Source organism: Pseudonocardia sp. Cha107L01, assembly GCF_052566575.1.
Window position 1 is genome coordinate 5,101,865 of sequence record NZ_CP199579.1, and the last position, 12,296, is coordinate 5,114,160.

Annotated in this window: 8 protein-coding genes; 6 read left to right on the forward strand and 2 right to left on the reverse strand. The window is 70.2% G+C overall.

The features are described 5' to 3' along the window. The first annotated feature begins 913 nt into the window (after nucleotides 1–913). The 4 genes from ectB to ACTXG6_RS23890 all read left to right on the forward strand — a co-directional run bounded on the left by ectB (nucleotide 914) and on the right by ACTXG6_RS23890 (nucleotide 8,106). Nucleotides 914–2,185 (forward strand): diaminobutyrate--2-oxoglutarate transaminase, encoded by a 1,272-nt coding sequence (ectB, locus tag ACTXG6_RS23875; RefSeq protein ID WP_445181591.1) that lies wholly within the window; start codon nucleotides 914–916, stop codon nucleotides 2,183–2,185. Between the two features lie 28 nt (nucleotides 2,186–2,213). Then, entirely contained in the window at nucleotides 2,214–6,326 is a 4,113-nt protein-coding gene (locus ACTXG6_RS23880) for a Pls/PosA family non-ribosomal peptide synthetase (RefSeq protein WP_445181592.1), read from the forward strand. Continuing rightward, a complete protein-coding gene (locus ACTXG6_RS23885) occupies nucleotides 6,323–7,003 on the forward strand; it encodes a BPL-N domain-containing protein (RefSeq protein ID WP_445181593.1) in 681 nt (226 codons plus the stop codon). Before ACTXG6_RS23880 ends, ACTXG6_RS23885 begins: the two co-directional genes overlap by 4 nt. 134 nt (nucleotides 7,004–7,137) lie before the next feature. Next, complete coding sequence (locus ACTXG6_RS23890) at nucleotides 7,138–8,106, forward strand: IS481 family transposase (protein ID WP_445190098.1); 969 nt, start codon at nucleotides 7,138–7,140, stop codon at nucleotides 8,104–8,106. Between the two features lie 385 nt (nucleotides 8,107–8,491). Here ACTXG6_RS23890 and ACTXG6_RS23895 read toward each other — a convergent pair whose 3' ends face one another. Beyond that, entirely contained in the window at nucleotides 8,492–8,908 is a 417-nt protein-coding gene (locus ACTXG6_RS23895; protein ID WP_445181594.1) for a nitroreductase family deazaflavin-dependent oxidoreductase, read from the reverse strand. 163 nt (nucleotides 8,909–9,071) lie between these two features. On the opposite strand from ACTXG6_RS23895, the gene ACTXG6_RS23900 reads away from it, so the two are divergent. Together ACTXG6_RS23900 and ACTXG6_RS23905 are read left to right on the forward strand one after the other, a co-directional pair. Next, a complete protein-coding gene (locus ACTXG6_RS23900) occupies nucleotides 9,072–9,833 on the forward strand; it encodes a response regulator transcription factor (protein WP_445181595.1) in 762 nt (253 codons plus the stop codon). Next, nucleotides 9,830–11,395, forward strand: a complete 1,566-nt coding sequence (locus tag ACTXG6_RS23905) for a sensor histidine kinase (RefSeq protein ID WP_445181596.1) — start codon at nucleotides 9,830–9,832, stop codon at nucleotides 11,393–11,395. Before ACTXG6_RS23900 ends, ACTXG6_RS23905 begins: the two co-directional genes overlap by 4 nt. Here ACTXG6_RS23905 and ACTXG6_RS23910 read toward each other — a convergent pair. After that, nucleotides 11,364–12,269, reverse strand: coding sequence for a hypothetical protein (locus tag ACTXG6_RS23910; protein WP_445181597.1), 906 nt, complete (start codon nucleotides 12,267–12,269; stop codon nucleotides 11,364–11,366). The two genes, ACTXG6_RS23905 and ACTXG6_RS23910, sit on opposite strands and share 32 nt — an antisense overlap. Nucleotides 12,270–12,296: the final 27 nt, after the last annotated feature.

Here is a 12,296-nt window from a genome sequence, read left to right on the forward strand (position 1 = left end):
GCTGCCCGGTACGGCGGCGGCGGGCTGCCCGGCGCCCTCTCGGGTGGCCGACGTCCGTCATGACTACTCGGGCCACTCCTGGCCGCGAAACGCATGGCTCTTCAGGTGACTTCGGTTCCCCCGGCGGGCAAGTCGAGGAAAAGGCTTCGCCCCCCGCCCGGTTTCCTGGAAGTGTCGGCGCCGCCCGGACCGGAGTGCGCACTGCGATTATCTGGCCGGGGCCGAGGGCCACGACCAACCGGGCTGTTTAGCCGAATCTCATTCGGCGCGGTCGGTCACCCGTTCCGCTCGCCTCAGCGACACGCCGGCGTACCGTCGCGGCTGGCGGCTCACCGCCGTTTACCGATCCCGAGAGCGTGGCCGAACATTCGCCCTCGCCGACGGCGCCGTCAGTTCCCTCGGGGTTACGAAGAGGTGTACCCGGCGGATCCGTGCGGTAGGTGACTCCCGGTGGTGTATACCGGCCCATTCGCTCTTTCAGGTCATCCCCGGGACGAATGATCGTAGCTCCACGTCAAAAAGCGTTGCGGTGGCACGAGAGCGGTTTGATTCGCCATAACTTAGGGATCGTTCCTGTTTGATCTCAGTATCGGCTCAGTTCTGTGTCCTGGGTCATCGGATGTGTCAGGGGTGAACTGCGTAGGCCGACATCCACAAATTGGTTGAACTCGGTAGTTTGTGACTGTCTGCCGCCGCCATCGGCTTTCCGTCAACCGATCGGGCAGTCATTTGCATTGCCCTGGACCGGGCAGGACAGGTGGTGCTTCAATCGGGTTTTGGTGCGGGTTGTCGCGATCGACGATGTCGCGGATGGAGAATGTAACGATTCGACATCGCCACGGGCGACCCGCCATTCACGGACCGCAAGCCCCGACACCCGCAACGGTCCGCGGCTGTATTGAGGGGAGAATGGGTGACTGCCAGCGAGATTTTCGAACGCCGTGAATCGGTTGTCCGGAGTTACTGCCGGAACTTCGACGCGGTTCTTGCCGGCGGGCTCGGGACCGTTGTGTGGGACACCGATGGGCGCGAGTACCTCGATTTCCTGGCCGGCGCGGGCGCATTGAACTACGGGCACAACGACCCGGACATGCAGCGGGCACTGCTCGACTACATCACCGCCAATGGCATCGCGCACGGTCTTGACCTGCACACCAATGCCAAGCAGGCGTTCCTGGAGAGCTTCGAAGACATCGTGCTGGCACCGCGCGGGATGGATCACCGGGTCCAGTTCACCGGCCCGACCGGCGCGAACGCGGTCGAGGCGGCACTGAAGCTGGCCCGCAAGGTGACCGGGCGGACGAACGTCATCTCCTTCACCCGGGGGTTCCACGGGCTGTCGCAGGGCGCACTGGCGGCGACCGCGAACTCGGCGATGCGCGGTGGCCCGGTCAACGCCCTGTCCGGGGTGTCGAGGTTGCCGTTCGACGGCTACCTCGGTCCGGACGTGGACACCGCCGAACAGCTGGCCCTGATGCTCGAGGACCCGGCCAGCGGGCTGGACGCCCCGGCGGCGATCGTGGTGGAGACGGTGCAGGGCGAAGGCGGCCTCAACGTCGCGTCCGACAGGTGGCTGCGGCGGCTGGCGGAGCTGGCCACGGCGCACGGCGCACTGCTGATCGTGGACGACATCCAGGCCGGATGCGGCCGCACCGGCACGTTCTTCAGCTTCGAGCGGGCCGGCATCACGCCGGACCTGGTCGTGCTGTCCAAGTCGCTGTCCGGCTTCGGGCTGCCGATGTCCGTGCTGTTGATCCGGCCCGAGCTCGACATCTGGGCTCCCGGGGAGCACACCGGGACCTTCCGCGGCAACGGGCACGCGTTCGTCACCGCCAGGGTGGCGCTGGAGAAGTTCTGGGCGGACGGCACCTTTGCCGGTGACATCGCCCGGCGCGCGGAGCTGGTCACCCGGCGGCTGACCGCGATCGCCGGCGGGATCCCCGGCGCCGGTCTGAAGGGCCGCGGCATGATGCAGGGTCTTCAGGTCGACCCGGCACTGGCCGAGCGGATCAGCCGCACCTGCGCCGCCAACGGCCTGATCATCGAGCGCGCCGGGCCGCACGACGAGGTGGTCAAGGTGTTCGCGCCCCTCACCACCCCGGACGAGATCCTCGACAAGGGCCTGACGATCTTGGCCGACGCCGCCGGCGCGTCGGTCGATCCGACGCACCCGGTCACGGCCTGAGCGGCCTGGACCGAAGGGGTTTGGACACGTGCTGGGAGAGACACCCACCCGGGCGCCGAAGCTGACGCCGAGGAGTTCGAGCAGGACCGTCGCGGATCCGCGCGCCGACCGCGTGCTGGTGGCCGACGGCGGCGAGAACCAGCCGCGCACCACCGAGGGGGAGCGGCTGGAGCACCTGTTCGAGCAGCGGTGCGACTGGCTGCGCGGACACGGGGATGCCCAGCACCTCGCGGTGGACGGCGGGCACCTCACGCTGACCTACGACGAGCTGGACCGGCGCGCGAACCAACTGGCCCGCCACCTGCTCGCCGAGGGCGCCCGCGCGGGGGACCGCATCGCCCTGCTGTTCGACCGCCCGGTGTACTCCTACATCGGCATGCTGGCCGCACTGAAGATCAACGCCGCGTACGTGCCGCTGGACGTCGGTTTCCCGGCCGACCGGATCGCCTACATCGTCGCCGATGCCGGTGCCACCGTGGTGCTGGCCGCGTCGTCCGCCGCGCGGCGGGTCGAGGGCATCGGGCAGCTCGGTGCGCGGTTGGTCCTGGTGGACGAGGCCGCGCAGCTGATCGAGAGGCACAGTCAGGACCGGCTGACCGATGCCGAACGGGGCGAGGCCACCGACGAGCTCGCCTACATCATCTACACCTCGGGTTCGACCGGCCGGCCCAAGGGCGTCGCGGTCGACCACCCCAGCATCTGCAACTTCGTCCGGGTCGCCGCCGAGGTGTACGGGATCCGTGCCCACGACCGGGTCTACCAGGGCCTCACCATCGCGTTCGACTTCTCCTTCGAGGAGATCTGGGTGCCGTGGGCCTCCGGCGCCACCCTGGTGCCCAAGCCGCCCGGCGGCAGCCTGCTGGGCCAGGACCTGCACGAGTTCCTGACCGACCAGCAGGTCACCGCGATGTGCTGCGTGCCGACGCTGCTGGCCACGGTCGAGGACGAGCTGCCGGGCCTGCGCTTCCTGCTGGTCTCGGGTGAGGCCTGCCCGCAGGACCTGATCGCCCGCTGGCACCGGCCCGGCCGCCGGTTCCTCAACGTCTACGGGCCGACCGAGGCGACCGTCACGGCCACCTGGACGGAGTTGCACCCGGACCGACCGGTCACCATCGGCGTGCCGCTGCCCAGCTACGCCATCGTGATCCTGGACGCGGAGGACCCGTACCGTGCGCTGCCCCGCGGCCAGGTCGGTGAGATCGGCATCGCCGGCATCGGGCTCGCCCGCGGCTACCTCAACCGCGACGAGCTGACCGACCGGGCCTTCATCCCGGACTTCCTGGGCATTCCGGACAACCCGTCCGGGCGGATCTACCGCACCGGCGACCTGGGCCGGATCAACGCCGAAGGCGAGATCGAGTACCAGGGCCGGATCGACCTGCAGGTCAAGATCCGGGGCTACCGCATCGAGCTGACCGAGATCGAGTCGGTACTGCTCCAGGTCCCGGGCATCGCGGCCGCGGTGGTGGACACCTACCGAACGGACCCGGAGACCGTCGAGCTGGTCGGCTACTACAGCCTGCGCACCGACAGCGGACCGGTCGAGGTGGAGACGATCTACGCCCAGCTGCGCGAGCGGCTGCCCGCGTACATGGTGCCGGCCTACCTGGAGCACCTCGACGCCATCCCGCTCACCCCGCAGGACAAGGCCGACCGCAAGAACCTGCCGCCCCCCACCCGCCGCCGCGCCGCCGGCGGCGAGCACACCGCCGGGGCCACCGATCTCGAGCGGCGGCTGGCCTCGGCGCTCGCGGACACGCTGCGCGTCGATCAGATCTCGGTGACCAGCCATTTCTTCACCGAACTCGGTACCAGCTCGCTGGTCTTGGCGCAGTTCGCCTCACGGGTCCGCAAGCACACCGACCTGCCCTCGATCTCGATCAAGGAGATCTACCAGAACCCCACCATCCGGGAGCTGGCGGCCGCGGTGGGCAGCACCGCACCGGAGGAGTCGCCCCAACCGGACGCGGCCCCCGAGCGGGGCGTCGGCTCGGTGGCCCGGGGCAGCAACCGGGGCTATGTCCTGTGCGGGGCGGGACAGCTGTTGTTCTTCGTGGGTTACGTGCTGCTCGCCGGCTACATCGCCGACGTCGGCTACCAGTGGCTCTCCGCCGCCGTGGGCGTGGTGAGCCTCTACGAGCGCTCGCTGGTGTTCGTCCTGCTCGCCTCCGTGGTGTTCTGCCTGCTGCCGATCGTGGCCAAGTGGCTGCTGGTGGGTCGCTGGACGGAGACCGAGTTCCGGCTGTGGAGCTGGCGGTACCTGCGGTTCTGGCTGGTCAGCTGGCTGGTGCGGACCAACCCGCTGGTGTTGTTCGCCGGTTCGCCGCTCTATCTTTGGTACCTGCGCGCGCTCGGGGCGAAGATCGGCAAGGAGGTGGCCATCTTCTCCCGCGGCGTGCCGGTGGTCACCGACCTGATCAGTGTCGGGGACGGCACGGTGATCCGGCGGGACTGCTCGTTCACCGGGTACCGGGCGATCCGCGGCGTGATCCAGACCGGTCCGGTCAGCCTGGGCCACGACGTCGTGGTGGGCGAGAAGACGGTGCTGGACATCGGCACCGCCATGGGCCACGGCGCCCAGCTCGGGCACAGCTCGACGCTGAGCGCCGGTCAACGGGTTCCCGCCGGGCAGAGTTGGCACGGCACCCCCGCGCGGCCGGCGGCGGCCGACTACCGGGGGATCGGGGCGGGCCCGTGCAGCGACCTGCGCCGGTTCGCGTTCAGCCTGATGCAGCTGGTCGGGCTGTTCGGCGTCGGCCCGGTGCTGGTCACGGTCGGTGTCCTGGTGTTGACCAGGGTCCCGGGGGTCGACGCGGTGATCCTGCAGGGCCAGGACACCCTCGCCAACCCTTCGTTCTACCTGGCGGTCGTCTGGATCTCCTGCGGGTTGTTCTTCGGGTTGCTGCTGCTCGGCACCGCGGTGATGGTGACCGTGCCCCGGCTGCTGAGCCGCGCGGTGCAGCCGGGCCGGGTCTACCGGCTCTACGGGGTGCGCTACCTGATCCAACTGCTCATCCAGGCGATGACGAACGCGCCGATGCTGGTGATGCTGCTCGGCGACAGCTCGTTCATCGTCGGCTTCATGCGGGCACTCGGCTACCGGATGACCCCCGTGGTGCAGACCGGGTCGAACCTGGGCACCCAGCACACCCACGACTCGCCCTACCTGACCACCGTCGGGACCGGGACGATGATCTCGGACGGCCTGTCGATCATCAACATGGCCACCACCAGCACCTCGTTCCGGGTCGACCCCGTCGTGGTGGGCACCCACAACTTCCTGGGCAACAACATCGCGTTCCCGGCGTCGGCGAGGACCGGAACCAACGTGCTGCTGGCGACGAAGGTGATGGTGCCGATCGACGGCCCGATCCGGGAGAACGTCGGCCTGCTCGGCTCGCCGCCGTTCGAGATCCCGCGCACCACGCCGTCGAAGGCCCGGTTCGCCTTCCTGGACGACCCGGACGAGGTGGGCCGGCGGCTGTTGCAGAAGAACTGGTACAACGCGGGCACCGTCTTCACCGTGCTGCTGGCGCGGGGTCTGCAGTTCTTCATCACCCTGCAGCTGGGCGCGGTGGCCATGACCCTCTACGAGCCGTACCACGCCGCCGCCATCACGGTCGGCGTGCTGGGCGTGCTGGCGTTCAACACCTGCTTCGGGCTGCTGCTGGAACGCGCGGCGCTGGGTGAGCCGCTGCGGCCGAGGAACTGCTCGATCTACGACGACTACTTCTGGCGCCACGAGCGGCTGTGGAAGTTCTACACGACCCCGCACCTGGCCGGCACGCCGTTCCAGATCCTGCTGTGGCGCCTGGCCGGCGTGCGCATCGGCCGGCGGGTGTTCGACGACGGCTGCGCCATCCCGGAGAAGGGCCTGGTCACCATCGGCGACGACGCGGTGCTGAACGCCGGCACCGTCATCCAGGGCCACTCACTCGAGGACGGCGCCTTCGCCTGCGACTACATCACCATCGGCGCCGGTGCCACCCTCGGGATCTCCTCGTTCGTTCACTATGGCGTCACCATGGGGGACGGCAGTGTTCTCGACTCCAACGCCTTTCTGATGAAGGGTGAGGAGGTGCCCGCACACGCGACCTGGATCGGCAACCCCGCCGCGCCGAGCCCCCGGACCACCCCGTGACGGGCCGGCCGATCGCCGTCGTCTTCAGTGACGACTCCACCGGCCCCGCCGACGGGGACGACACCGGCGCGATGGCCGCCATGCTGACCGCGTCCGCCTGGAACTTCGAGGTGATCACCGCCGGGCCGAGGGGTTCGATGTCGGTGCCCGAGGCGCTCGCCCGCCCCGACGTCCGCCTCTACGCCCAGCCCGGCGCGGACGGTGACGACGACGCCGCGTTCCGCCGGCAGAAGCGCGACAAGCCGGCGATCCGCGACTACGTCGCCCAGGGTGGCCGCTACCTCGGCATCTGCATGGGCGGGTTCCTGGCCGAGCCGGGGCACTTCAACCTGTTCCGCGGCCGGGTGAACGAGTACTACTCCTCGCGGGGGGCGTCGGTGACCACCGACGACGCCGCCGTGATCCCGGTGCTGTGGCGGGGCAGGCGCCGCAAGATGTACTTCCAGGACGGCGGTTACATGGTGCCGAAGCGCAAGGCGACCGGGATCACCGTGCTGGCCACGTACACCAACGGCTCCATCGCGGCGTGTGTGGCGCCCTTCGGCCTGGGCAAGGTCGGCCTCTGCGGGCCGCACCCGGAGGCCCCGCCGGAGTGGTACAGCGACGAGAAGCTCCGCTACGCCGGGCCCACCCAGGACCTGGGCGACGATCTTGTCGACACCCTCATGGCGCCCTGAGGGCTCTAGGTGTACTCGGCCAGGACGTTGGTGACAGATTGAATGTTGGGGACACGCGGTCGAGGTAGTTGATCGAGGGAGAACCTCCGGTTGGGTGTGGCTTGTCTAGGGCCCGCACTCGACCGGAGGTTCTCGTGTCCCACCGTAATGCCCGCCTGACTTTCCACGCCCGCATGACGGTCGTTGATCGAGTCCTGAATCAGAGGCGTCCGCGCTCGCATGTGGCCAAGGAGATGGGTGTCTCGCGCCAATGCGTGAGTCGTTGGGTCAGTCGCTACGAAGTCGAGGGCGAGGACGGGCTGCGCGAGCGGTCCTCACGCCCGCACACCTCACCCAGCCGTACGGACGTTGCTACCGAGGCCCGGGTATTGGCGCTACGGGATCGTGAGCGGCGAGGACAGGACTGGATCGGGCCCGAGCTTGGCATCCCGGCGCGGACGGTGTCGCGGATCCTGCGTCGCCACCACAGGCCGTATCTGCGTGAGTGTGACCCGATGACCGGCGAGGTGATCCGGGCCAGTAAGACCACCGCGGTCCGCTACGAGCGCGGTCACCCTGGCGAGCTGGTGCACATGGACGTGAAGAAACTCGGCCGGATCCCCGAAGGTGGCGGCTGGCGGGCCCGCGGGCGCGAGGCCGGCAGCACCAGCCGCGACCACAAGGGCAGGGTCGGGTTCGACTACGTCCACTCCCTGGTTGATGACCACTCCCGGCTGGCCTATTCCGAGGTGTTGCCCGACGAGAAGGGACCTACCTGCGCGGCGTTCCTCGACCGGGCCGCGACCTACTTCGCCGCGCACGGAATCACCCGGATCGAACGCGTGATGACCGACAACGCCTGGGCCTACAAGTACTCACTACGCGAGGTCGTCGCCCGACTAGGCGCCCGACAAAAGTTCATCAAACCCCACTGTCCCTGGCAGAACGGCAAGGTCGAACGGCTCAACCGCACCCTGCAAACCGAGTGGGCCTACCGACAGGTCTTCACCAGCAACACTGCCCGCACAGCAGCCCTTGCACCCTGGATCGAGCACTACAACAATCACCGCCGCCACAGCTCACTCGCAGGACTCCCACCCATCAGCCGACTGTCACCAACCTGATGGCCGAGTACATCTAGCTGGCGCGTTCCAGCACGACGACCGGGACACAACAGCCGCCGTGACGCTGGGGGTAACGCCGCGTGACCGGCACGGCGGCCTGGTGCCGACCCCGGCCCGACTGGCGCGTTCATGTTCACCGAGACCAACGTCAGTCCGGTATTTTTCGCCCAGAATCAGACTCAGGTCGACCTCGACGCATCTCCGCCCCCTCAGGTCAGCGGCCTGAGCCAATCGGCCGATCACCGACTGTGACCGCCGCGGCGTAGCGGCGGGCACGGCCTGTCGATCATGACCGCGAGTCCCCGGCGTGAGCCTCGGTCACATCAAGGCCCCCAGCGGAACACCCAGCCCAACCACCACCTAAGCGGTCCGAGTCGCAGCCTCATTAGCTGGCGGGTTCCAGCACGACGACGGGGATGACGCGGTCGGTCTTCGCCTCGTAGTCGGCGAACCCCGGGTAGGCGCTCTTCTGCCGTTCCCAGATGTCCGACCGCTCGCTGCCCTCGGTGACCCGCGCCCGCGCGTGCACGGTCTCGGAGCCGATCTCGATCTCGACGTCCGGGTGGGCCACCAGGTTGTGGAACCAGGCGGGGTTCTTGGGCGCCCCGGCGTAGGAGGCGAAAACCGCGTAGCCGCCGTCGACGGCCTGGTACATCATCGGGTTGACCCGCTCCGCGCCGCTCTTCGCGCCCTTGGTGTGCAGCAGCAGCACGGGGGCGCCCTCGAACTGGCCGCCCAGCTTGCCGGCGTTGGCCCGGAACTCCTCGATGATCTTATTGTTCCAGTCGTTCGAGTCAGCCATGGTGGTCTCCTGCGCTGTCGGTCGGGTGATCAGAACCCTAGCGCCGTACCGACGCGTGCGGTGGGCATCCGGCTCTCAGGTAGCTTCCAGGTTCCTTGCAGCGGTGCCACACAGACTGGTGCCACACAGACTGACGGCACACAGACTGACGCCGCACAGACTGATGTCGTCGATTGCGACGGGACGAGGGGGAGGCCGGTTGAGCGGGGGGAACGGTGTTGACGAGCGCGGCGGGACGCGCCTGTTGGTGGTCGACGACGAGCCCGGCATCGTGGAGCTGCTGTCCACGGCGCTGCGCTTCGTCGGCTTCGAGGTGCGGACCGCCGGCTCCGGCTCCGAGGCGCTCGCGGTGGCCCTGTCATGGCGCCCCGACCTGGTGGTGCTCGACGTGATGCTGCCCGACCTGGACGGGTTCGAGGTCACCCGGCGGTTGCGTGCCCGCGACGGCGCGGTGCCGGTGCTGTTCCTGACCGCGCGGGACGAGGTGCGGGACCGGATCACCGGGCTGACCATCGGCGGCGACGACTACGTGACCAAGCCGTTCAGCCTGGAGGAGGTCGTGGCCCGGATCCGGACCGTGCTCCGGCGCAGCGGGTCCGGGGCGGCGGGGCAGGTCGACGAGGGGGTGCTGCGGTTCCGGGACCTCGAGCTGGAGGAGGACACCCACGACGTGCGGCGGGACGGCCGGCTGGTCACGCTCTCGCCGACGGAGTTCAAGCTGCTGCGCTACCTGTTGCTCAACGCGGGCAAGGTGGTCAGCAAGGCGCAGATCCTCGAGCACGTCTGGCGCCACGACTTCGCCGGGGACTCGCGCATCGTCGAGTCCTACATCAGCATGCTGCGGCGCAAGGTCGACCGGGTCGACCCGCCGCTGATCCACACCTTGCGCGGGGTCGGCTACAGCCTGCGACTGCCCCGCGAATGACGCCGTCCCGCCCACTGGGCCGGCCGCTGGACTGGCTGAGCCGACTGCGGCCCCGGCTGGCCGCCGGTGCCCGGCGCGGCTCGCTGCGGGTCCGGTTGGTGGTCGGGGTCCTGGTACTCGCCACCGTAGGCCTCGCCGTGGTGGACGTGACCGCGGTGTTCCTGCTGGAGTCCTACCTGGTCGCCCGCAGCGACGCGCAGCTGTCCGCGATGCAATCCAGGCTGCGGCAGTACGAACAGCTGCGCCAGGCACCGGACCTGGTCCCGCCGGGAGACAGAGCCGCCGCCGGGACGCTGCTCGGCACCTTTGTCGTGGAGCTGCGCGACCGGGACGGCCGGCTCACCGCCCGCTACGCCACCGACCCGCAGGCGCCGGCACCGGTCCTGCCCGCGCTGGACCTGCTGCGCGCGCGCGGGCAGCTCGACACCCCGTTCGACCTGACCGCCCGCGCCGGGCCGAGGAAGCGGGGGTACCGGGTGCTGATGTGGGTGCACCCGCTCGACCAGGGCACCACCATGATCGCGCTGGACATGAGCGCGCTGCACGCCACCACGGGCCGGCTGATCCTCATCGAGCTCGTGGCCAGCCTGGTGGTGCTGCTGCTGATCGGGGCGCTCGGTGTCGGCGTGGTGCGGGTGGGCCTGCGCCCGCTCGACGACGTGGAGAACACCGCCGAGGCGATCGTCGCGGCCGGCGACCTGTCCCGCCGCATCCCGGTGCCGGCCAACCCGCGCACCGAGATCGGCCGGCTGGCCGACACCCTGAACACGATGCTGACCCGGCTCGAGGGGGCGTTCGCCCAGCGGGCCGAGTCCGAGGCCAGGCTGCGCCGGTTCGCGGCCGACGCCAGCCACGAGCTGCGCACCCCGCTGGCCGGCATCCGGGGCTTCGCCGAGCTCTACCGCCAGGGCGCGGCCCGCGAACCCCAGCAGGTCGCCGAGCTGCTGGCGCGCATCGAGGCCGAGGCGACCCGGATGGGACTGCTCGTCGAGGACCTCCTGCTGCTCGCCCGGCTGGACCAGCAGCGCCCGCCCGAGTCCGAGCCGGTGGATCTGCTCCCGGTCGCCGCCGACGCGGTCGAAGCCGCCCGGGTGATCGACCCGCAACGGCCGCTGCGGCTGGTGATACTGCCCGAGCTGCAGACCACCGCATCGCCGCTGCCGATCGTGCTGGGTGACGAGTCGCAGCTGCGCCAGGTCGCCACCAACCTGGTGAGCAACGCGCTGCGGCACACCCCGACCGACACCCTCACCGTCGTCCGGGTCGGGGTGCCGCCAGGCTCCGCGGTGGCGGTCCTGGAGGTCATCGACCACGGTCCGGGGCTCACCGCCGACGACCACGAGCGGGTCTTCGAACGTTTCTTCCGGGCCGACCCGGCCCGCGGCCGACAGCCGCACCGACTCGCCGACGAGCACCTGGGCAACGGCATCGGCGCCGGGCTGGGCCTGTCGATCGTCGCGGCGATCGTGACCGCCCACCGCGGCCAGGTCGACCACCGGCCGACCCCGGGCGGCGGCGCCACCTTCAGCGTCACGATCCCGCTGGCGCCGCCGGACGAGTGATGACCCGCTTCGCGCCGACCAGCACGGCGTACCGGTCGGTGGCCCGGAACGTGTCGAGCGTCCACACCGCCGGCACGCCCACCTCCGCGCTCAGGTGCAGCACCTGCCCGTCGCACATCCACACGCCGACGTGCGCGCCGTGGGCTTGTGGATGTGCGTCGGGGGTCGCGTTGAACAGCAGCAGGTCCAGCGGTTGCGGCGCGCCGTCGACCGGGGTCGTGTGTGCCGTGTCCGCCCACAGCTCGCTCGAGCGCAACGGCGGCGGCCGCCGGCCGAACAGCGCAAGGATCTCGTAGGCGTAGCGCTGGCAGTTCGCGCCCTGCTCCATCGGCGGCGGGTGATCGGCGCCGGGGTGGGCGGACCCGAGGTAGGGCACCGTCCACAGCCAGTCCGGCCAGCCGCCCGGGGGTGTCGGCCACTCCGGGGGCGGTTGCGGTTCGGTGGCCCGCCACGACTCGATCTCCCCGGCCCGCGCGAGCACCGCGGTGAGGTCGGCATAGCTGTGCCACTCGGTGAGCGGACCGGTGCGGACCGGGCCGGCCCGCTCGATGCGGGGGGTGCGGTCCGCGTCCTCGGTCAACCGGGTCGGGGTCAGCGGCACGGCGCGGGCCTCGTCCCAGCGGGGGTCGTCCGGGTTCCAGTCCGGGGGCACCGACGGGGGGTAGAACCAGGCCGGCCCGTGGTCGCCGCCCCGGGTGTCGAGCCGCCACCCCCGGCCGGTCAGCTCGCGGTGGATCACGTGCTGGGCCGGGCCGAGGTCGTCGAGGGTGTAGCGCGCGCCGGGCGGCAGCGGCGGTGGTGGCGGCAGCGGCGGCAGCCGGGTGCCGACACCGGGCGGCGGCACCCGGCGCTTCTTCTTCCGGCTGCGCGACACGGGGGACACAGCGGATCACTCTAAGCG

What these genes read in the sequence shown, in the direction of transcription:
- ACTXG6_RS23895 (WP_445181594.1), bottom strand. Translation starts at nt 8,908, where the DNA reads ATGGCTGACTCGAACGACTGGAACAATAAGATCATCGAGGAGTTCCGG.
- ACTXG6_RS23900 (WP_445181595.1), top strand. Translation starts at nt 9,072, where the DNA reads ATGTCGTCGATTGCGACGGGACGAGGGGGAGGCCGGTTGAGCGGGGGG.
- ACTXG6_RS23905 (WP_445181596.1), top strand. Translation starts at nt 9,830, where the DNA reads ATGACGCCGTCCCGCCCACTGGGCCGGCCGCTGGACTGGCTGAGCCGA.